This is a genomic window from Scandinavium sp. M-37 (genome assembly GCF_043558715.1).
Lineage (GTDB): Bacteria > Pseudomonadota > Gammaproteobacteria > Enterobacterales > Enterobacteriaceae > Scandinavium > Scandinavium vulneris_A.
Genome location: NZ_JBIGIN010000005.1, coordinates 132,478 through 153,872 on the forward strand (window position 1 = coordinate 132,478; position 21,395 = coordinate 153,872).

Annotated in this window: 17 protein-coding genes; 2 read left to right on the forward strand and 15 right to left on the reverse strand. The window is 55.4% G+C overall.

The genetic code is table 11. From position 1 onward, the window contains the following. Positions 1–21: 21 nt before the first annotated feature. The 14 genes from nuoN to lrhA form a co-directional block, all read right to left on the reverse strand. Positions 22–1,479, reverse strand: coding sequence for an NADH-quinone oxidoreductase subunit NuoN (gene nuoN, locus ACG0Z5_RS06065; protein ID WP_394446094.1), 1,458 nt, complete (start codon positions 1,477–1,479; stop codon positions 22–24). A 6-nt stretch (positions 1,480–1,485) separates the two neighbouring features. Continuing rightward, positions 1,486–3,015, reverse strand: coding sequence for an NADH-quinone oxidoreductase subunit M (gene nuoM / locus ACG0Z5_RS06070; protein WP_319628850.1), 1,530 nt, complete (start codon positions 3,013–3,015; stop codon positions 1,486–1,488). A 291-nt stretch (positions 3,016–3,306) separates the two neighbouring features. After that, positions 3,307–5,148, reverse strand: a complete 1,842-nt coding sequence (gene nuoL / locus ACG0Z5_RS06075; RefSeq protein WP_394446095.1) for an NADH-quinone oxidoreductase subunit L — start codon at positions 5,146–5,148, stop codon at positions 3,307–3,309. Next, on the reverse strand, positions 5,145–5,447 hold the full coding sequence (nuoK, locus tag ACG0Z5_RS06080; RefSeq protein WP_097161765.1) for an NADH-quinone oxidoreductase subunit NuoK: 303 nt from the start codon (positions 5,445–5,447) through the stop codon (positions 5,145–5,147). Before nuoK ends, nuoL begins: the two co-directional genes overlap by 4 nt. Beyond that, a complete protein-coding gene (nuoJ, locus tag ACG0Z5_RS06085; RefSeq protein ID WP_394446096.1) occupies positions 5,444–5,998 on the reverse strand; it encodes an NADH-quinone oxidoreductase subunit J in 555 nt (184 codons plus the stop codon). The genes nuoK and nuoJ overlap by 4 nt, the downstream gene beginning before the upstream one ends. 11 nt (positions 5,999–6,009) lie before the next feature. Next, on the reverse strand, positions 6,010–6,552 hold the full coding sequence (gene nuoI / locus ACG0Z5_RS06090; RefSeq protein ID WP_015365590.1) for an NADH-quinone oxidoreductase subunit NuoI: 543 nt from the start codon (positions 6,550–6,552) through the stop codon (positions 6,010–6,012). A gap of 14 nt (positions 6,553–6,566) precedes the next feature. Next, entirely contained in the window at positions 6,567–7,544 is a 978-nt protein-coding gene (gene nuoH, locus ACG0Z5_RS06095; protein WP_319628846.1) for an NADH-quinone oxidoreductase subunit NuoH, read from the reverse strand. Next, the gene (nuoG, locus tag ACG0Z5_RS06100) at positions 7,541–10,267 is read right to left on the reverse strand and encodes an NADH-quinone oxidoreductase subunit NuoG (protein WP_394446097.1); all 2,727 of its coding nucleotides are present in this window, start codon (positions 10,265–10,267) and stop codon (positions 7,541–7,543) included. Before nuoG ends, nuoH begins: the two co-directional genes overlap by 4 nt. 57 nt (positions 10,268–10,324) lie before the next feature. Then, on the reverse strand, positions 10,325–11,662 hold the full coding sequence (gene nuoF / locus ACG0Z5_RS06105) for an NADH-quinone oxidoreductase subunit NuoF (RefSeq protein WP_394446098.1): 1,338 nt from the start codon (positions 11,660–11,662) through the stop codon (positions 10,325–10,327). After that, complete coding sequence (gene nuoE, locus ACG0Z5_RS06110; protein WP_319628843.1) at positions 11,662–12,162, reverse strand: NADH-quinone oxidoreductase subunit NuoE; 501 nt, start codon at positions 12,160–12,162, stop codon at positions 11,662–11,664. Before nuoE ends, nuoF begins: the two co-directional genes overlap by 1 nt. A gap of 2 nt (positions 12,163–12,164) precedes the next feature. Further along, a complete protein-coding gene (gene nuoC / locus ACG0Z5_RS06115) occupies positions 12,165–13,970 on the reverse strand; it encodes an NADH-quinone oxidoreductase subunit C/D (RefSeq protein ID WP_394446100.1) in 1,806 nt (601 codons plus the stop codon). 89 nt (positions 13,971–14,059) lie between these two features. After that, positions 14,060–14,734: an NADH-quinone oxidoreductase subunit NuoB gene (gene nuoB / locus ACG0Z5_RS06120; protein ID WP_052284914.1), complete on the reverse strand. Its 675-nt coding sequence runs from the start codon at positions 14,732–14,734 to the stop codon at positions 14,060–14,062. A 15-nt stretch (positions 14,735–14,749) separates the two neighbouring features. Beyond that, positions 14,750–15,196 carry an NADH-quinone oxidoreductase subunit NuoA gene (gene nuoA / locus ACG0Z5_RS06125; protein WP_394446101.1) on the reverse strand — a complete coding sequence of 149 codons (447 nt, stop codon included), beginning with the start codon at positions 15,194–15,196 and terminating at the stop codon, positions 14,750–14,752. Positions 15,197–15,823: 627 nt separating this feature from the next. Further along, positions 15,824–16,765, reverse strand: a complete 942-nt coding sequence (gene lrhA / locus ACG0Z5_RS06130; RefSeq protein ID WP_394446102.1) for a transcriptional regulator LrhA — start codon at positions 16,763–16,765, stop codon at positions 15,824–15,826. 799 nt (positions 16,766–17,564) lie between these two features. Between lrhA and alaA the strand changes: the two genes are divergently transcribed. Both alaA and yfbR read left to right on the forward strand, forming a co-directional pair. Continuing rightward, positions 17,565–18,782, forward strand: coding sequence for an alanine transaminase AlaA (alaA, locus tag ACG0Z5_RS06135; RefSeq protein WP_394446104.1), 1,218 nt, complete (start codon positions 17,565–17,567; stop codon positions 18,780–18,782). A gap of 81 nt (positions 18,783–18,863) precedes the next feature. Then, a complete protein-coding gene (yfbR, locus tag ACG0Z5_RS06140) occupies positions 18,864–19,463 on the forward strand; it encodes a 5'-deoxynucleotidase (RefSeq protein ID WP_394446105.1) in 600 nt (199 codons plus the stop codon). A gap of 73 nt (positions 19,464–19,536) precedes the next feature. Here yfbR and ACG0Z5_RS06145 read toward each other — a convergent pair whose 3' ends face one another. Continuing rightward, positions 19,537–21,363, reverse strand: coding sequence for an SLC13 family permease (locus ACG0Z5_RS06145; RefSeq protein WP_394446106.1), 1,827 nt, complete (start codon positions 21,361–21,363; stop codon positions 19,537–19,539). Positions 21,364–21,395 lie beyond the last annotated feature (32 nt).

The following is a 21,395-nucleotide window of genomic DNA, read 5'->3' on the forward strand; positions in this document are numbered from 1 at the left end:
CCGAAGCGGGTTTTTTTGTTTTTACATCATCGGCATTGCCATCTGAACAATCGTTATCAGCGGTTGAGGATAGATACCGAGGATCAGCACCAGCAGCGCGGAAATCAGTACCACGATACCGCCAGCGCTGTATTGCCAGTTTGATGGCGCATCGCGGTTCAGCTGCTGTGGCGCTTCCAGATACAGACTCACCGCTACGCGCAGGTAGTAGTAGAGACCAATCGCGGAACCAATCACCACCGCCGCCGTCAGCCACCACAGGTGAGCCTGAACACCGACCGCCAGCACGTAGAACTTACCGATAAAGCCGAGCGTCATCGGGATCCCTGCCAGAGACAGCATCATCACCGTCATGACGGCAGACAGGATCGGACGGTGCCAGAACAGACCACGGTAGGAGTACAGAGAATCTGCATCCGGGCCACGGTACGGGCTGGACATCAGGCTGACCACGCCGAATGCGCCGAGGCTGCTGAACAGGTAACCCGCCAGGTACACGCCCACGGTTTCCATGGACATCTTGCCGCTGTGCAGCGCAATCAGTGCCACCAGCAGATAACCCAGGTGCGAGATGGAGGAGTAACCGAGCAGACGCTTGATGTTGGTCTGGCTCAGGGCCATCAGGTTACCGAAGATGATGGATACGAAGGCAATCACGCCCAGCACCACACGCACGGCTTCACTGTCGCCCACCGGCGCGTACAGGAACAGACGCATCACCACGCCAAAGATAGCGATTTTACTCGCGGTCGCCAGGAAGGTGGAGACCGGGGCAGGCGCACCCTGATACACGTCTGGCGTCCACAGGTGGAACGGAACCAGAGAAAGTTTAAAGCCGAGGCCAACAATCATCAGGCCCAGGCCAGCCAGCAGCAGCGGCTCATGCAGCATGTTGTCGGCCAGTGCTTTACCCAGCGCCAGGAACGACAGGCTGCCGGAGTTCGCGTACACCAGCGCCATACCGAACAGCAGGAAGGAAGATGCTGCGGCAGACAGAATGGTGTATTTGATGCTGGCTTCCAGCGAACGCTTCTGGCGGTAGGCATAACCAATGAGGCCAAACAGCGGGAGCGAGATAAGCTCGATCCCGAGGAACAGGGCCGCCATGTGGTTAGCGTTCGCCAGCAGAATGCCACCCAGGGCTGCAATCAGCACCAGCAGGTAGAACTCTTCTTTGTTGTCGTAATAGCCCTCAAGCCACGGATAGGCAAAGGTACAGGTGGCGAGACTCGCCAGCAGCACCAGCCCGGTGTAAAGCATGGCATAACCATCGACGCGCATCAGCGGCGTCACGTCCATTGCACCCGCGTGACCCACGAACCAGAGCGACAGCAGGGCGACGTTCAGCCCGATAACCGACAGCGTGGCATTGAAGAAATGATTGCGTCGCCACGCAATGGAGAGCATCACAACCACCACCGTCAAGCCGACGATCAGCAGCGGTAGCAGTGCGATCAGTTGTTGTGGAGTTATTGTCATGGCGATTTACGGCCTTGTAGTAGAAACAGAATTAACAAACCACTGCTGAATATTGCCCATCGCAGCATGTGAGGTGTCGAGGATCGGCTGTGGGTAGAACCCGAGCAGAACCAGCAGCACCACTAACAGCAGGATGATAAACAGCTCGCGCAGCGACATCCCTGGCAGTTCTTTGGCCGCAATTTCGCTTTTCGCTTTACCGAAGTAAGCGCGATGCAGCATCGCCAGCGAGTAAACAGAGGCGAAGACCAGACCGAAGGTGGAAATCACGGTGATACCCGGCACCACATGGAATGCGCCGAACAGGATCATGAATTCGCCGACGAAGTTACCGGTACCCGGCATCCCCAGTGTTGCCACTGCGAAGAACATTGACAGCGCAGGCAGCCATTTAATTTTGCTCCACAGACCGCCCATCATACGCATGTCACGGGTATGCAGACGCTCGTACAGCTGACCACACAGAATGAACAGACCCGCTGCGGACAGACCGTGCGCAATCATCTGAATCACGGCACCCTGGTATGCCAGCTGGCTACCGGTGTAAATCGCAATCAGCACGAAGCCCATGTGCGACACGGAGGTGTAAGCAATCAGACGCTTGATGTCGTACTGAGTGAAGGCCATCCACGCGCCGTAGAAGATACCGATAACACCCAACCACATGGCAATCGGTGCGAACTCGGCGGACGCGTTCGGGAACAGCGGCAGCGCGAAACGCAGCAGACCGTAGGCTGCGGTTTTCAGCAAGATACCGGCCAGGTCTACAGAACCTGCGGTCGGTGCCTGGGAGTGCGCATCTGGCAGCCAGCCGTGCAGCGGAACCACCGGCATTTTCACCGCGAAGGCGATGAAGAAGCCCAGCATCAGCAGATATTCCACGTTGTGGGCCATCGGCGTTTTCAGCAGTTGCTCGTAGTTGAAGGTCCAGACCCCGGTCGCGTTGTAGTGTACGAACACCAGCGCCAGAATCGAAATCAACATCACCAGACCACTCGCCTGGGTATAGATGAAGAACTTGGTTGCCGCCGTGATACGCGTTTTACCGTCAGAGGCTTTGTGGCCCCACAGCGCGATCAGGAAGTACATCGGAACCAGCATCATCTCCCAGAAGAAGAAGAACAGGAACAGGTCGATGGCGAGGAACACGCCGATCACGCCGCCCAGGATCCACATCAGGTTGAGGTGGAAGAAGCCCTGGTATTTTTCAATTTCACGCCAGGAACAGAGCACTGCCAGTACGCCGAGCAGGCCGGTCAGCACCACCATCAGCAGCGACAGACCGTCGATAGCGAGGTGAACCGTAATGCCAAAGCGTGGGATCCACGGCAGAATAAATTCAGACTGCCATTGCGGGATGCCCGCGGCTTGCGTCAGAGAGTAGCCGCCCTGCAACCACAGTTGCAGGGACAGGGCCAGCGTCAGTCCCATTGTAATCAGCGCAATCCAGCGCGGCATCTTCACGCCGAAGCGTTCGGTCTGCCAGCATAAGAAGCCGCCGATAAACGGGATTAGTATCAACCAGGGTAATAACATAGCTACGTATGTCCCTTATATTTACTCCTGCTCAGGCTATCTCGCTCGCCAGCCCGAATTCCGGCAGTGCTCGCAATCCTCACGTACTTCAGTACGCCCCGGTTGCTGTGCGCTGGCGGTCTCCGGTCTGACTTCGCCGATGACGCCTGTACTTCAGGAACAGATTTTCAACGAATTCTAAAAAATAACCTTGGGCTATTATGTCGGATGGTGCTTCGCTTATCCGACCTACGGTTCATGTAGGCCCGGTAAGCGCAGCGCCACCGGGCAAAACAACCCCAATCCTGAAACTCAACGCAACACCATCAGCAGCGCGAGAACAACCACTGCGCCAATGCTCATGGATGCCACATACCAGCGCAGGTAACCGTTCTCGCTGATCAGCAGGCCTTTGCCCGCAAAGCGCGAAAGAATGGCCGGGATATTCATCAGACTGTTCAGCGGATCGCGTTTCAACAGCCACGCAATGCCCAGATACGGTTTGACGAAGATTTTGTCGTACAGCCAGTCGAAGCCCCAGGCGTTGTACCACCAGGTCCCGAGCAGACGGCCCGGTGCGCTGTTGGCGATCGCGGTAACCAGCGTACGTTTACCCAGCCACAGCCATGCGGCAATCAGAATGCCAGCAATCGCGACGATCCCGGAGGTAATTTCCAGCGTCAGCACGTGGCTATGTTCAAGTTCTGTGGTCTGCGGCAGGACACCCTGCAACGGCGGCACAATCATCGCGCCCACGAAGGTGGACAGAATGAGCAGCACGATAAGCGGCAGGTGATGGGTAATCCCCTTCCCTGCGTGAGCATGGATCTGCTCTTTGCCGTGGAACACGATGAAGATCATGCGGAAGGTATACAGGGAGGTCATGAACGCCCCTACCAGACCCGCCACCATCAGATTGATGTGACCGTTCGCCATGGCTCCGGCAAGGATTTCGTCTTTACTGAAGAAGCCTGCGGTAATCAGCGGCAGCGCAGACAGCGCAGCCCCCCCGACCAGGAAGCAGACATACACCAGCGGAATCGACTTACGCAGGCCACCCATTTTGAAGATGTTCTGCTCGTGATGGCAGGCCAGGATGACCGAACCAGACGAGAGGAACAGCAGCGCTTTAAAGAACGCGTGCGTCATCAGATGGAAAATCGCTGCATCCCACGCCTGTACGCCCAGCGCCAGGAACATGTAGCCAATCTGGCTCATGGTGGAGTAGGCGAGTACGCGTTTGATGTCGGTTTGCACCAGCGCAGCGAAACCTGCCAGCACCAGCGTTACCGCACCAACAATACCCACCAGATGCAGAATTTCCGGCGTCATCAGGAACAGACCGTGAGTACGGGCAATCAGGTAGACACCTGCGGTTACCATGGTCGCGGCGTGGATCAGCGCTGAAACCGGCGTTGGGCCAGCCATTGCGTCCGCAAGCCAGGTCTGCAACGGCAGCTGTGCCGATTTACCGACCGCACCGCCCAGCAGCATCAGCGTCGCCCAGGTCAACATGTTGTTGCCCGCTTCGAAGTGCTGTGGAGCCAGTTCAACCATTTCGCGGAAGTTCAGCGTGCCCAGTTCGTTGTAGAGAATGAACAGCGCGAACGCGAGGAACACGTCACCGACACGGGTCACCACGAAGGCTTTCATCGCCGCAGCGCCATTCTTCGGATCGGTATAGTAGAAACCGATCAGCAGATAGGAGCACAGGCCCACGCCTTCCCAGCCCAGATACATCAGCAGCAGGTTATCGCCCAGCACCAGTACCACCATGCTCGCGATGAACAGGTTGGTGTAGGCGAAGAAGCGGGAGTAACCCTCTTCCCCGCGCATGTACCAGGAGGCGAACATGTGGATCAGGAAGCCGACACCGGTGACCACAGAGAGCATGGTCAGCGACAGGCCATCCAGCACCAGGTTGAAGCCAATGTTGAAATCACCGACCGACATCCAATTCCACAGCGGAACGCTGATGGCCTGTTTGCCGTTGGCGAAGAAATCAACGCCAACATACGCGGTGACCAGCGCTGCCAGGCCGACAGACCCCATACCGATGGTAGCGGAAACGTTTTCCGACCAGCGGCCACGGGAGAAGGAGAGCAGCAGGAAGCCAATCAATGGCAAAATAATGGTTAAGGCAAGCATGTTCATCCACGCAACTCACTTACTGAATCGATGTTCAGGTTCTGGCGACGACGGTGGAGCTGCAGCAGCAGCGCCAGGCCAATACTCGCCTCCGCAGCCGCGAGGCTGATAGCGAGGATATACATCACCTGACCGTCGGTCTGGCCCCAGTAGCTGCCCGCGACCACAAAGGCCAGCGCGGCGGCGTTAATCATGATTTCCAGACCGATCAACATAAACAGCAGGTTGCGGCGGATAACCAGACCGGTCAGACCGAGAACGAAGAGGATCGCGGCGAGGATCAGTCCATGTGTTAAGGGGATCATGCTTGCTCCTCCGATTTTCTTTTCGCGCTATCGTTCACACGGTTGCTCAGCACTTCCCCGGCACGATCTTCACGTCCCAGATGGAAGGCCACAACCAGGCCCGCCAGCAGCAGCATGGAGGCCAGCTCCACCGCCAGTACGTACGGACCAAACAGGGCGATACCCACTTCTTTCGCGCCGATGGCGTTGCCGTCGATGCCCTGGTCGCTAACGCCCAGGATACCGTAAACAATCACCGCCAGCAGAACCACGGACAGTACGCCAGGCCCAATCCAGACCTGCGGCTTCAGCCACTGACGTTCCTGCTCGATTTCGGCTCCGCCCAGGTTGAGCATCATCACCACGAACACGAACAGCACCATGATGGCCCCGGCGTAGACGATTATCTCCAGCGCACCGGCGAAGTACGCGCCGAGCGAGAAGAACACCCCGGCAATCGCCAGCAGGGAGATAATCAGGTACAGCAGCGCATGCACCGGATTGGTGTGCGTGATGACCCGCAGCGTGGCCAGGATGGCGACCAGACCACAAATATAAAATGCGAATTCCATTGCCCCTCTCCTTACGGTAACAGGCTCTTGACGTCGATAGGCTTGGCTTCGTTCTCTGCTTCGCCCTTATCTTTGCCGTCGATTGCCATACCCGCCATCCGGTAGAAGTTATATTCCGGGTATTTGCCCGGACCGGAAATCAGCAGATCCTCTTTCTCGTACACCAGATCCTGACGCTTGTATTCACCCAGTTCGAAATCCGGGGTCAACTGAATCGCCGTGGTCGGGCACGCTTCTTCACACAGACCGCAGAAAATGCAGCGCGAGAAGTTAATGCGGAAAAACTCTGGATACCAGCGGCCGTCTTTGGTCTCTGCTTTTTGCAAAGAGATACAGCCAACCGGACAGGCTACCGCACACAGGTTACAGGCTACGCAACGCTCTTCCCCGTCCGGATCGCGCGTCAGCACGATACGGCCACGGTAGCGCGGCGGCAGATAAACCGGCTCTTCCGGATACATCTGCGTTTCGCGTTTGGCGAACGCATGCATCCCGATCATGCAGATACTGCGAACCTGGGTGCCAAAGCCCACTAATAATTCTTTTAAGGTCATGGTCTATTCGCCCCTTATTGCGCCTGCCAAAGAATGACAGCCGCCGTTACCAACAAGTTGATCAGCGTCAGCGGCAGGCATACTTTCCAGCCGAAGGACATCACCTGGTCATAACGCGGACGCGGCAATGCAGCACGGATCAAAATGAACATCATCATGAAGAACGCGGTTTTCAGCGCGAACCAGATGAACGGTGGTAAGAACGGACCCTGCCAGCCACCGAAGAACAGCGTCACAATCAGCGCTGAAACGGTGACAATACCGATATATTCACCGACGAAGAACAAACCGAACTTCATGCCGGAATATTCAATGTGGTAACCGTCGGCCAGTTCCTGCTCCGCTTCCGGCTGGTCAAACGGGTGACGGTGACAAACCGCAACGCCCGCGATGGCGAAAGTGATGAAGCCGAAGAACTGTGGAATCACGTTCCACAGATGCGCCTGGTTATTGACGATATCGGTCATGTTGAAGGAGCCAGCCTGTGCCACGACGCCCATCAGCGACAGGCCGAGGAACACTTCGTAGCTCAGGGTCTGAGCGGACGCACGCATTGCGCCGAGCAGTGAGTATTTGTTGTTACTCGACCAGCCCGCGAACAGTACGGCGTAAACCGCCAGGCCTGCCATCATCAGGAAGAACAGGATACCGATGTTGAGGTCAGCGACCACCCAGGTCGGACTGACCGGGACAATGGCGAACGACAGCAGCAAAGAGGTGAACGCGATGACCGGTGCAAGGGTAAAGATAACCTTGTCGGTAAATTTCGGGACCCAGTCCTCTTTGAAGAACATCTTGATCATGTCTGCCACCAGCTGGAGTGAACCACCCCAGCCTACGCGGTTCGGTCCATAACGGTTCTGGAACAGACCGAGCAGACGACGTTCACCAAAGCTCATGAACGCTCCGCAGGTGACAACCACCAGCAGAATAACGACCGCTTTCAGGATGCTTAACAGAATGTCGATAACATCCGGTGTTAACCAACTCATGCTTTCGCCTCCTGCAGATTTTCAATACGCGCACCCGCCAGCACTGGCGCAATACCCGGCATACCCATTGGCAGTCCGACCTGCCCTGCTGTCAGTGCGTCGGAAAGCACCAGTGGCAGGTTGATGGTCTGACCGTCGTAGCTGATTGCCAGCAGAGAACCCGCGTTAACGCCAAGCTTCGCGGCATCGGCCGGGTTCAGCTTGATGTACGGCTGCGGCATACGTTGCTGGAAGACCGGCGCACGCTGTGACAGTTCGTCACTGCCGAACAGGTGATAGTAAGGCGCGATACGCCACTGACCATCCTGCGCTTCGAAGCTCGCTGGAACCTGCTCAAAGTAAGCCAGACCCTTTTCAGACGCTTCAATCAGACGCACGCCTGGGTCGCCATTACGCAGATGTCCACCCACTTCCGCCTGGAACTTGTTCCATGCCTGCGGGGAGTTCCAGCCTGGCGCCCACGCAAATGGAATTTGCGACCGGGCGGCCGTTGGCTGGTTGTTCCCTTCCATTGAGAAGGCGAACATGGTGTCTTTATCCTGCGGCTGACGCGGCTCGTGTACGCTGATATTCGCGCGCATGGCGGTACGACCGCTGGAGCGAATAGGCGAACGGGCCAGCTTCTGACCACGAATACGGAACGAGGCATCCGGGGCCGCATCTTTGATGCCTGCCAGCTGCGGCAGCGCAGCCACGGCGGCGTCAATCACGTGATCCAACTGCGTCCAGTCCACTTCACGGCTTTCCAGGGTGCTGTGCAGGGAGTGCAGCCAGCGCCAGCTTTCCAGCATGATGATGTTACGGTCGTAGTAAGCCGGATCATAAACCTGGAAGAAACGCTGGGCGCGGCCTTCGTTGTTGATGACGGTGCCATCGCTTTCCGCGAAGCTCGCGGCGGACAGCACCAGATGGGCTTTGTCCATGATAGCGGTACGCTGATGGTCGATAACCATCACCAGCGGCGCTTTAGACAGCGCAGCATCAACGCGGGCAGCAGAAGCGTGACGATGCAGATCGTTTTCCAGAACCACCACCGCATCGGCAGAACCGCTTTCCAGTTCGTCGAGGGCTTCTTCCAGCGAGCCACCGCCAATCATGCCGAGGCCAACGCTGTTCACCGCGCGGGCAATCATGGTCACGCCGACGTCTGCGCCACGGCCCTTCAGGGCTTTGGCCACGTTGGCTGCGGCCTGAATGATTTCAGCGCTACCGGAGTTGGTGCCGGAAATAATCAGTGGTTTTTTCGCACCGGCCAGAGCCTGTACGATCACGTCCACTTTGCCTTTCAGGTCATTGCTCAGACCGTCTACCGCAGGGGCACTGTTATCCAGCGCATGGGCGATGGCAAAGCCTAAACGCGCCTGATCTTCTACCGGGGCGCAGTAGGTCCACGCCGCGATGTCGTCCAGACGCGTGTTGTCGACGTTGGTCACGAACAGCGGATGTTTCGCACGCTGACCGATGTTGAGGATTGCCGCAATCTGCCAGTCAGCCACTTTCTGTGCCGCGGACATTTCACGTGCTTTCCCCTTCACCGCCTGGCGAACAGCCAGCGCAACGCGAGCGCCGGTCTGGGTGATGTCTTCCCCGAGAACCAGTACCGCATCGTAAGATTCGATATCACGCAGTGCAGGGGTATGAATACCGCCTTCGCGCAGCACTTTCAGTGCCAGTTGCAGACGTTCCTGCTCGCCTTTGGCGATACCGGTATAGAAGTTTTCCGCCCCGACCAGTTCACGCAGCGCGAAGTTGCTTTCCACGCTCGCACGCGGGGAACCGATACCGATAACTTTCTTCGACTGGCGCAGAATATCGGCCGCGCCCTGCATCGCCTGTTCGGCGTTGAGGGTAATGAAGTCATCGCCACGACGCTGAACCGGCTGACGTGGACGGTCTTTCAGGTTCACGTAACCGTAACCGAAACGACCCCGGTCGCAGAGGAAGTAGTGGTTGACGGTCCCGTTGTAACGGTTTTCGATACGACGCAGTTCGCCGTAGCGCTCGCCCGGACTGGTGTTACACCCCAGAGAACACTGCTGGCAGATGCTTGGTGCAAACTGCATGTCCCATTTACGGTTATAACGCTCGGAGTGGGTTTTGTCGGTGAAAACGCCGGTTGGGCAGATTTCAACGAGGTTACCGGAGAATTCGCTCTCCAGCGTGCCATCTTCCGGACGACCGAAGTAGACGTTGTCGTGCGCGCCGTACACACCCAAATCGGTGCCATCAGCGTAATCTTTGTAGTAACGCACGCAGCGGTAGCAGGCGATGCAGCGGTTCATTTCATGAGAGATGAACGGCCCCAGATCCTGATTGCGGTGGGTACGCTTGGTGAAACGATAGCGACGGAAGCTGTGACCGGTCATGACGGTCATATCCTGCAGGTGGCAGTTGCCGCCTTCTTCACAGACCGGGCAGTCGTGCGGGTGGTTGGTCATCAACCATTCCACGACGCTTTCACGGAACTGTTTCGCTTCGTCGTCATCAATAGAAATAAAGGTGCCATCGGATGCCGGAGTCATACAGGACATCACCAGGCGGCCACGCGTGTCTTCCGCGTTTTGATATTGCTTCACCGCACACTGGCGGCAGGCGCCAACGCTTCCCAGCGCCGGATGCCAGCAAAAATAGGGAATATCAAGGCCATGAGAGAGGCAAGCCTGTAACAGGTTGTCCGCTCCGTTGACCTCGTATTCTTTGCCGTCTACATGAATCGTAGCCATTAGCGTGCTTCCAGTTGGCCCCGTCGAAACGGGGCGTTAATCAAAATTCTTAGGTCGTTACCAGCGTGCTTTCAGCAGGTTAGGCTGAATACCACCAATCGCGTGGGTATTGCTGCTCGGCTGCTTGATGCCTGCTTCGAATTCGTCGCGGAAATATTTAATCGCGCTCTGCAGCGGCTCGACCGCACCTGGCGCATGCGCACAGAAGGTCTTGCCCGGCCCGAGGAATCGACACAGTTGCTCAAGTGTCTCGATGTCGCCCGGCTGGCCTTCGCCACGTTCGATAGCACGCAGAATTTTTACGCTCCACGGCAGACCATCACGGCACGGCGTACACCAGCCGCAGGATTCGCGGGCGAAGAACTCTTCGAGGTTACGCACCAGACCCACCATGCCAATTTCATGGTCAACGGCCATCGCCAGCGCAGTACCCAGACGGCTACCCGCTTTGCCGATGCTTTCAAATTCCATCGGTAAGTCGAGGTGCGCTTCGGTCAGGAAGTCGGTCCCTGCCCCGCCCGGCTGCCAGGCTTTAAATTTAAAGCCATCGCGCATACCGCCCGCGTAATCTTCCAGAATTTCACGCGCGGTGGTGCCAAACGGCAGCTCCCAGACGCCTGGATTCTTCACGCGACCGGAGAAGCCCATCAGCTTGGTGCCCGCATCTTTGCTTTTCGAGATGTTCTGGTACCACTCCACGCCGTTGGCGAGGATGGCTGGGACGTTGCACAGGGTTTCGACGTTGTTGACGCAGGTCGGCTTACCCCACACGCCGGAGCTCGCCGGGAACGGCGGCTTGGAACGCGGGTTGGCACGACGGCCTTCAAGGGAGTTAATCAGCGCGGTTTCTTCCCCGCAGATGTAACGCCCCGCACCGGTGTGCACGATCAGTTCGAAGTCGAAACCGGAACCGAGAATGTTTTTCCCGAGCAGACCGGCTTCGGTCGCTTCGGCAATCGCACGACGCAGGTGAACCGCCGCTTCGATATATTCGCCACGCAGGAAGATGTAGCCGCGATAGGCTTTCAGCGCGAACGCCGAAATCAGCATGCCTTCCACCAGCAGGTGCGGCAGCTGTTCCATCAGCAGGCGGTCTTTATAGGTGCCCGGCTCCATTTCATCGGCGTTACACAGCAGGTAACGGATGTTCATGGATTCGTCTTTTGGCATCAGGCTCCACTTCAAACCGGTGGAGAAGCCCGCGCCGCCACGGCCTTTCAGCCCGGCGTCTTTGACCTGATTGACAATCTCGTCAGGCGCCATGCCACCGAGCGCTTTACGCGCCCCGGCGTAGCCATTTTTCGCCTGATATTCGTCAAGCCAGACCGGCTGTTTATCCTCGCGCAGACGCCAGGTCAGCGGATGCGTCTCAGGAGTCAGGATAATATCTTTCATTATTTGTACTGCTCCAGCAGGTCAGGAATCGCTTCCGGCGTCAGATGGCTGTGAGTGTCCTCATCAATCATCATGGTCGGCCCCTTGTCGCAGTTGCCCAGACAGCAGGTTGGCAGCAGGGTGAAGCGACCATCAAAGGTGGTCTGGCCCGGCTTGATATTCAGCTTCGCTTCAATAGCGGACTGAATGCCCTGATAACCCGTGATATGACACACCACGCTGTCGCAGTAGCGGATCACGTGGCGGCCTACCGGCTGGCGGAAGATTTGGCTGTAGAACGTGGCCACGCCCTCGACATCGCTTGCCGGGATACCCAGCACGTCGGCGATGGCGTAAATCGCCCCATCCGGCACCCAGCCGCGCTGTTTCTGAACAATCTTCAGCGCTTCAATGGACGCCGCACGCGGGTCTTCGTAGTGATGCTTTTCGTGCTCGATAGCGTCACGCTCGGCCGCACTCAGCTCAAAAGCCTCGGTTTGTGGTTGTTGATTCTCGTGCATAATTAGCGGTCCACATCTGACATAACAAAATCGATACTACCCAGATAAACGATCAGGTCGGATACCAGGCTTCCGCGGATCGCCGCCGGGATCTGCTGCAGGTGCGCATAGCTCGGCGTACGGATACGGGTGCGGTAGCTCATGGTGCTGCCGTCGCTTGTCAGGTAGTAACTGTTGATGCCCTTGGTCGCCTCAATCATCTGGAAGGATTCGTTGGCCGGCATAATCGGGCCCCAGGAAACCTGCAGGAAGTGAGTGATCAGGGTTTCGATATGCTGCAGCGTGCGCTCTTTCGGTGGCGGCGTCGTCAGCGGGTGATCCGCTTTGAACGGGCCTTCCGGCATGTTCTTCAGACACTGCTCAAGAATGCGCAGGCTCTGGCGCAGCTCTTCCACTTTCAGCATCACGCGGGTGTAGCAGTCGGATACACCACCACCTACCGGGATTTCGAAGTCGAAGTTTTCATAACCAGAGTACGGACGCGCCTTACGGATATCGAAGTCGATCCCGGTAGCACGCAGGCCAGCCCCCGTGGTGCCCCACTCCAGCGCTTCTTTCGCGGTGTAAGCGGCAACGCCCTGAGAACGGCCTTTCAGAATGGAGTTACGCAGTGCGGCTTTCTCGTAAGACGCCAGACGTTTCGGCATCCAGTCGAGGAATTCACGCAGCAGACGATCCCAGCCACGCGGCAGGTCGTGCGCGACGCCGCCAATGCGGAACCACGCCGGGTGCATACGGAAACCGGTGATCGCTTCTACCAGATCGTAGATTTTCTGACGGTCGGTAAAGGCAAAGAACACCGGCGTCATGGCACCGACGTCCTGAATGAAGGTCGAGATGTACAGCAGGTGGCTGTTGATACGGAACAGCTCAGAGAGCATGACGCGGATAACGTCGACGCGCTCAGGCACTTTGATGCCTGCCAGTTTTTCAACTGCCAGCACGTATGGCATTTCGTTCACGCAGCCGCCGAGATACTCGATACGGTCGGTGTACGGAATGTAGCTGTGCCAGGACTGACGCTCGCCCATTTTCTCAGCACCACGGTGGTGGTAGCCGATATCAGGCACGCAGTCGACAATTTCTTCGCCATCCAGCTGCAGGATGATACGGAACGCACCGTGCGCGGACGGGTGGTTAGGACCGAGGTTGAGGAACATGAAGTCCTCGTTTTCGCTGCTGCGCTTCATGCCCCACTCTTCCGGCTTGAAGGTCAGCGCTTCCATCTCCAGATCCTGTTTAGCTTTGGTCAGCTCAAACGGGTCGAATTCGGTGGCGCGCGCAGGGTAGTCTTTACGCAGCGGGTGCCCTTCCCAGGTATCCGGCATCATGATGCGACGCAGATTCGGGTGGCCCTGGATGTTAATGCCAAACATTTCCCAGGTTTCGCGCTCATACCAGTTGGCGTTCGGGAAGAGTTTGGTCAGCGTCGGCACATTCAGATCGTTCTCAGACAACGCCACCTTGAGCATGATGTCGCGGTTGCGGTCGATAGAAATCAGATGGTAGAAAACGGAAAAATCCGCGGCGGGTAACCCGTCACGGTGAGTGCGCAGACGCTCGTCCATGCCGTGTAAATCAAACAGCATGACGTAAGGTTTCGGCAATTTCTTGAGGAAATCGACCACTTCCAGTAACTGTTCACGCTTAACCCAAACAACAGGTACCCCGGTGCGGGTCGGCTGAACGGTAAAGGCATCCGGCCCAAAACGGTTGCGCAGTTCGCCAATCACCGGGTCGTCGAGATGATCCCGGGTCTGCCATGCGGCGGCTTCATGCGCGGTTAAATCGGTCATATTGTTCACCATTGCAAAAGTTCCGTGGTGACTGTTGGGCGTGGCTCCGCGCTATTAATTTTGATATGCGAAGGCTTTGTCCACTGCCCACAGGCGCAAAGTTAAATCTCGTCGGGTGACCGCAGATTCGTCACAGCAATACGTTCGCCGCGTTTACGCTCGCGCTCAGATTGCATATTGGCGCGATACACGCCCTGATCGCCAACCACCCAGGAGAGTGGACGACGTTCTTTACCGATGGATTCCTGCAGCAGCATCAGAGCCTGCATGTAGGCTTCCGGACGCGGCGGGCAGCCAGGGATGTAAACATCGACCGGGATAAACTTATCGACGCCCTGCACAACAGAGTAAATGTCGTACATGCCGCCAGAGTTTGCACAGGCGCCCATGGAAATAACCCACTTCGGCTCCAGCATCTGATCGTACAGGCGCTGAATGACCGGGGCCATTTTGGTGAAGCAGGTACCTGCCACGACCATCAGATCGGCCTGACGCGGGGAAGCACGCAGTACCTCTGCGCCAAAACGCGCAACGTCATGCACCGCAGTGAATGACGTCACCATTTCAACGTAGCAGCAGGAAAGGCCGAAGTTGTAAGGCCAGATTGAGTTCTTGCGACCCCAGTTGACCATGTCATGCAGGGCATGCTCGAGCTTGCCCATGTACACGCTTTTGTTTACTTCCTGCTCAAGAGGGTCGGTTACGATCTCCTGTTTCTGCAGGGGGTAACGGTCGTTCTCACCGTTAGGATCTATGCGGGTGAGCGTATAATCCATCTTATTGCCTCGCTTTTACTGCGTATGACGATTAGTAGTACTGTCGGTTTCCGGGTTGACCAGCGTGCGACGGGAACGCGCAGGCGTCCAGTCCAGTGCGCCGATGCGGACGAGGTAAACCAGGCCTGCCAGTAACACTAAAATGAAAATTGCGGCTTCCACAAAGCCCACCCATCCGCTTTCGCGAATCGACGTAGACCATGCGTAAAGGTAAAGGGCTTCTACGTCGAAGATGACGAAGAACATGGCGACCAGGTAGAACTTCGCCGAGAGACGTAAGCGAGCAGAGCCCACAGAGTCGATACCCGACTCGAACGGAGTGTTCTTGCTACGCGCGCGTGCGCGACCGCCGAGATACCAACCGCCAACAAGCATCAGACAGCAGAGGCCGATGGCAATGATGAGAAATATAGCGAATGCCCAGTGATGAGCGATGACTTCAGTGGATGTTGACATACGCATTGCTTAACCAAAATAAGTAGCGCTGAACTCTGCTCTGGCTGGCAGATGAACGCCACATGATTCATGGGGAGGAATTAAAAAACCACAAAAAGTGTGCCACAAATAGGCTTAAACGTCTAAATGATGTGGTTTTTTACTCCTTTCTATAACCTTTTGTCAACTTTAACAAAAGTTTCCTCACATTAATTTACACCGAAAACCTTTCATTAACATTAAATGCCCTTTAGCCTTTTCGTAGCGAAAAAACAGTGAGGATTTACGGTTGGTGAATCGTGTCCGTCTGAGGCTTAAACACGAAATACCCTGCTATTTTGACAGGAATCGCCTGTGATTCCTCCCCCCATTGGGGAGTATTTTCTTGATCTGAGACACGCTTTTGTTAATTCACACAAAAAAACGGCAACAATACAGCCGTTTTTTTAACATTAGCAGGAAGTGGGAAGTTGTCAGCGTAAAGAAAGGAAAAACAGGCCATTGCCAAGTTAACCATATGAAAAACAAAGACAATAAATAGACTACCAATAAAGGTGATTGCTCTTTGTTCAAAAAAAAGGCCGCTGAGCATAATTCATGCGTCAGCGGCCTTTTTTTACACTTACAAATTGTTACCAGATAGGGGCGGACAGATTAGTCCAAATCCTTCTCAGCAATAAGGGTATCGTCTCCCCCTTCGGAGGTATATGCCCCGTATTGATACCAGGGATTATTAACACTGTCGAGAGACTGAAAAATAGCCTGTACCAGTTCATTCGAATTCTGGCTGTTGCAGGTCAACAAATATTCGGTGTCGGGCAATTGGGGTAAACCGTCACTTTTACCCAATACGCGCAGTTCCGGGCTCATCATCTCTACCGGTCGCGCCGTGACGCCTAAACCTGCTTTTACTGCCGCACGCACCGCAGAGAGCGTCGAGGCAACATATGCCAGCCGCCACGGAATGCGTGCTGCATTCAGGGTATCAATGATCATATCGCGGAACGGGCTGGGATCGTCGAGCAACACCAGCGGAACCGCTTCGCCCGGCGGCATCTGATAATCTGCCGCGCAATACCACAGCGTTGGCGATGTACGCAGTGAAATAGACTCAAACTGCGCCAGACGATGTGTGGTTAACACCAAATCAACCGCGCGCGCCTGTAGCATGTCGCCCATTTCAGCATGACGCTTAACCCGGACATCAAGTGCGAGCTTGGGGTACACCGAACTGATGCGATTGAGTAAAAAAGGCAGGATCGTATCGGCAGATTCGTCAGACGATCCGATAGTCAACATCCCCTGCAACGAGCTAAACATCATCGAGGTACAGGCTTCATCATTGAAGCGCAGAATTTTACGGGCATAGCCCAGCAACTGAATACCGTGTTCGGTGAGCAGTTTATTACGCCCGTGACGGGCGAATAGCTCTTTACCCACCAGCTGCTCTAGGCGCTGCATTTGCTGGCTTACCGCAGACTGGGTGCGGCATACGGCAGCAGCCGCGGCGGCAAAGGTGTTCAGATCAGCGACCGCAACGAACGTTCTCAGCAGATCGAGATCGAGATTTAATATCGGACGATTTGCGTTAATCATATTTATTCACTTACAGGTTGCTTGTGCTGACCTGCCCGGTTTTTGCTTACACCTGGAAATGCGTTAATTATTTCAGGTGCTTTTATGTGAGATCTTTCAAAAAAAACTGTTACTTTCACTCTGATTTGGTGAAGCACAGTCAGTAATAATGTCAAATTTGAAACGCTGTTCAGATCTGACAAAAATACAAGTAATAACAAAAGGTTATATTCTTTTAGCAAGCTAAATCATCACTTTACGCAAGATAACTGAGCATGCTGACCGAGGTATCCTACCGCAAAAACATTATACTTATAAGTGTTATTAAGCTTAATCTTACATAAATTTTTAATAGAAAATGGATATTCGGAAATAAATTAACAAACAAAAGAGATAACTTTGCAATTAATGAAAAATCAGAATTGTTTAAATATGATTTCCTTAACAAAACTTAACAATGCATTCACAGCACGCCGTATTAAGTATCATCATCAGGGTAGCAAAGCGCGGCCTGATAGCGCCTAAATTTTCATCACCTGACCCAATGAGCCAAACAGTAGAGTTGTCGGCCACAGAATTTAATTCAGTTAATAATTCACACTCAACCATAAATAACGACATTTATCACCACACCTCATCACAAACATGGTGATTTAGGCAGACGAAGCGGCCTATTACCAGACAAACAGATCGCATATTCATCATCTGTTGTGCAAAATATTGTCCTGCCAACCCTTCAAAATACCCGGGATGGGGAGTACCTTATTCCGTGCTGACTTCCACGGCAGGGAGTGGCGAACTAGCGAAAAGGTCAAGATTCATGTCCCCCATCGAAAAATCCAGCAAATTAGATAATGTCTGTTACGACATCCGTGGCCCGGTACTTAAAGAAGCTAAACGTCTTGAAGAAGAAGGCAATAAGGTTCTTAAGCTGAACATTGGCAACCCTGCCCCGTTCGGTTTTGATGCGCCTGACGAAATTCTCGTCGATGTCATCCGCAACCTTCCGACCGCCCAAGGCTACTGCGATTCCAAAGGCCTGTATTCGGCACGCAAGGCCATCATGCAGCACTACCAGGCGCGTGATATGCGCGACGTGACGGTGGAAGACATTTACATCGGCAACGGTGTGTCTGAGCTTATCGTCCAGGCGATGCAGGCGCTGCTTAACAGTGGCGATGAAATGCTGGTTCCGGCCCCGGATTACCCGCTGTGGACAGCGGCAGTCTCGCTCTCGAGCGGAAAAGCGGTGCATTATCTTTGCGATGAATCGGCTGGCTGGTTCCCTGACCTGGACGACATTCGCAGCAAAATCACCCCGCGCACCCGTGGGATTGTGATCATTAACCCGAATAACCCGACCGGCGCGGTGTATTCCAAAGAGCTGCTGCTGGAAATCGTCGAAATCGCTCGTCAGAACAACCTGATTATTTTTGCCGACGAAATCTACGATAAAATTCTGTATGACGAAGCCCAGCATCATTCGATTGCCGCCCTGGCACCCGATCTGCTGACCGTCACCTTTAATGGGCTGTCCAAAACCTATCGCGTTGCGGGCTTCCGTCAGGGCTGGATGGTGCTAAACGGGCCGAAGAAACACGCGAAAGGCTATATCGAAGGTCTGGAAATGCTGGCCTCTATGCGTTTATGCGCCAACGTTCCTGCCCAGCACGCGATCCAGACCGCACTCGGTGGCTATCAAAGCATCAGCGAATTTATCGCGCCGGGCGGACGGTTATACGAACAACGTAATCGCGCGTGGGAGCTGATCAACGACATTCCCGGCGTGAGCTGCGTGAAGCCGAATGGCGCGCTGTACATGTTCCCGAAGATCGACAGCAAGCGTTTTAACATTCACGACGACCAGAAAATGGTGCTCGATTTCCTGCTGCAGGAAAAAGTGCTCCTGGTTCAGGGCACGGCGTTCAACTGGCCATGGCCGGATCACGTGCGTATCGTTACCCTGCCTCGTCTGGATGACCTCGAGATGTCTATCTCACGCTTTGGCCGCTTCCTTTCCGGCTACCGCCAGGCATAACACCGCCGACCGCCGGGGTTTGCATCCGGCGGTCAACTCAGCGCACAATGGATGACCTGCTGTTACGCACCAAGGAACCCCATGAGCCAGAGCCATTTCTTTGCCCATCTTTCCCGTCTGAAGTTAATCAACCGCTGGCCGCTGATGCGCAACGTGCGCACCGAGAACGTCTCCGAACACAGTTTGCAGGTAGCCATGGTCGCTCACGCCCTGGCAGCGATTAAAAACCGCAAGTTCAACGGCAACGTGAACGCGGAGCGTATTGCCCTGCTGGCGATGTATCACGACGCTTCCGAAGTGCTGACCGGCGACCTGCCGACACCGGTGAAATATTTCAATTCGCAGATTGCCCAGGAATATAAAGCTATCGAAAAAATTGCCCAGCAGAAGCTGGTCGATATGGTGCCGGATGAACTGCGCGATATCTTTGCCCCGCTGATCGATGAGCATCAGTCCAGCGAAGAAGAGAGGTTGCTGGTCAAACAAGCCGATGCACTGTGCGCATATCTGAAATGTCTGGAAGAGCTCTCGGCGGGGAATAATGAGTTTCTGCTGGCCAAGGGACGTCTGGAAAAAACCCTCGAATCACGTCGCAGCCCGGAGATGGATTATTTCATGCAGGTGTTTGTGCCGAGTTTCCAGCTGTCACTGGATGAGATAAGCCAGGACTCGCCGCTTTAACATTTAAACTGCCCGGCGGGGCGTCGCTTGCAGGACCTACAAACTGCCGCGCTAGCATCGCCGGGAAATCAAATTAAAACGGGAACAGCACCGGGATCAGCACCACGCATACCGCCATCACCAGCACGGTAAACGGCACACCAATCTTCACGAAATCGCTGAAGGTGTATTTTCCAGGCCCAAGCACCAGGGTGTTCACTGGGGAAGACACCGGGGTCATAAACGCAGCCGAAGCGGCCATGGCGACCATCATCGCGAACGGATACGGCGACACCCCCATTGATTTTGCCGCTGCCAGCGCAATCGGCGCCATCAGTACCGCAGTGGCGGTGTTGGAAATAAACAGGCCAATCGTGGCGCACATCACGAACAGACAAACCAGCATCAGGTAAGGTCCCTGCCCACCGCCGACTTCCATCAGCCCTTTCACCACCAGATCGACACCGCCGGTTTTTTGCAAAGCGTGCGCAAACGGCATCATCCCAACGATGAGAATAATGCTCGGCCAGTGAATCGCTTTATAAGCACTTTCGGCATTGATACAGCGGAATTTGCCCATCAGCAAACAGGCAATAATGGCGGCAATCGGGTTGGGAATTTCATCGGTCAGCATCAGCGCCACCATCAGCACCAGGCAAAATATTGCATGGGGTGCCTGACTGTGAGCCGGGGAAGCGTCGTTAACTTCAATCGGCATGTTGTGCACCACGACATCACGCCCGCGCTGGGAAAGTAGCGCTATCTGCTTCCAGTTGCCGACCACCAGCAGGATGTCACCGAGCTCGATAGCGACATCCACCACTGAACCCTCTACCGCTTTACCGTCGCGTTTCATCCCCACCACGTTCAGGCCAAAACGGCTGCGAAACTCCATTTCACGCACCGTTTTACCCACCAGTTCCGAATCAGGGATAAGCGATACCTCGGCCATCCCCACATCCAGCGCCTGATCGGAGAAATACTCTCCGCGCAGCACCATCGGCTCTAGCAACTGCTCACTACAGAACTGGCGCAGATCAACGTCTGCGGAAGACATATCAATCAACAGAACGTCACGCGCATGGAATTCCGACACGCCGTTCACGTTGACGATCACCCGACGAAAACGCCGCCAGCGCTCCACGCCTATCACGTTAGCACCGTACTTCTCGCGCAGCTTGAGATCGTCCAGACGCTGGCCAATCAACGGTGAACCCGGGCGAATTGCCAGACGGCGCGCCCGGCCGTTCAGACGGTATTCTTTACTAAGATCGCGGAAGGTGCGACGCTTATCCGTTTTGAGCGCGTCTTCATTGCCCGGCAGCATAAAGCGCATCAGCAGCATGTAGCCGATCCCCAGCACCAGCACCACCAGACCAATCGGCGTCACGCTGAAAAAGCTGAATCCGTCGAGCCCTTCGCGCAGCAGTTCGCTGTTGATAACCAGATTCGGCGGGGTGGCGACCAGGGTCATCATGCCGCTGATAAGCCCTGCAAAGCTCAACGGCATCATCAGTCGCGACGGCGAGGTGTTCATCCGCATACACACGCTCAGCACCACCGGAATGAAGATCGCGACCACGCCGGTCGAACTCATGAATGCCCCGAGCCCTGCTACCGTCAGCATCAGGAATACCAGCATTTTGATTTCGCTGTTACCCGCCACTTTGACCAGCCACGAGCCCATGCTGGTGGCGACCCCGGTGCGCACCAACCCGTCGCCGATGATAAAGAGGGCGGCGATGAGGATAACGTTCGGATCGCTAAAGCCGGAAAAGGCTTCGCTTAAGGAGAGCGTGCCGCTAAGCACGAAGGCGACAATAACCAGCAAGGCGACGGCATCCATGCGCACTTTGCCCGTGGCAAACAGCAGCACTGCCACCGCCAGCAGGCACAGTACCCAAATCAGTTCACCGTTCATAACATGTCCTTGTCAGAAGAGAGAGTGAGTAG

Coding starts and splice junctions, on each gene's coding strand:
- nuoN (WP_394446094.1), bottom strand. CDS start 1,479: ATGACAATAACTCCACAACAACTGATCGCACTGCTACCGCTGCTGATC.
- nuoM (WP_319628850.1), bottom strand. CDS start 3,015: ATGTTATTACCCTGGTTGATACTAATCCCGTTTATCGGCGGCTTCTTA.
- nuoL (WP_394446095.1), bottom strand. CDS start 5,148: ATGAACATGCTTGCCTTAACCATTATTTTGCCATTGATTGGCTTCCTG.
- nuoK (WP_097161765.1), bottom strand. CDS start 5,447: ATGATCCCCTTAACACATGGACTGATCCTCGCCGCGATCCTCTTCGTT.
- nuoJ (WP_394446096.1), bottom strand. CDS start 5,998: ATGGAATTCGCATTTTATATTTGTGGTCTGGTCGCCATCCTGGCCACG.
- nuoI (WP_015365590.1), bottom strand. CDS start 6,552: ATGACCTTAAAAGAATTATTAGTGGGCTTTGGCACCCAGGTTCGCAGT.
- nuoH (WP_319628846.1), bottom strand. CDS start 7,544: ATGAGTTGGTTAACACCGGATGTTATCGACATTCTGTTAAGCATCCTG.
- nuoG (WP_394446097.1), bottom strand. CDS start 10,267: ATGGCTACGATTCATGTAGACGGCAAAGAATACGAGGTCAACGGAGCG.
- nuoF (WP_394446098.1), bottom strand. CDS start 11,662: ATGAAAGATATTATCCTGACTCCTGAGACGCATCCGCTGACCTGGCGT.
- nuoE (WP_319628843.1), bottom strand. CDS start 12,162: ATGCACGAGAATCAACAACCACAAACCGAGGCTTTTGAGCTGAGTGCG.
- nuoC (WP_394446100.1), bottom strand. CDS start 13,970: ATGGTGAACAATATGACCGATTTAACCGCGCATGAAGCCGCCGCATGG.
- nuoB (WP_052284914.1), bottom strand. CDS start 14,734: ATGGATTATACGCTCACCCGCATAGATCCTAACGGTGAGAACGACCGT.
- nuoA (WP_394446101.1), bottom strand. CDS start 15,196: ATGCGTATGTCAACATCCACTGAAGTCATCGCTCATCACTGGGCATTC.
- lrhA (WP_394446102.1), bottom strand. CDS start 16,765: ATGATTAACGCAAATCGTCCGATATTAAATCTCGATCTCGATCTGCTG.
- alaA (WP_394446104.1), top strand. CDS start 17,565: ATGTCCCCCATCGAAAAATCCAGCAAATTAGATAATGTCTGTTACGAC.
- yfbR (WP_394446105.1), top strand. CDS start 18,864: ATGAGCCAGAGCCATTTCTTTGCCCATCTTTCCCGTCTGAAGTTAATC.
- ACG0Z5_RS06145 (WP_394446106.1), bottom strand. CDS start 21,363: ATGAACGGTGAACTGATTTGGGTACTGTGCCTGCTGGCGGTGGCAGTG.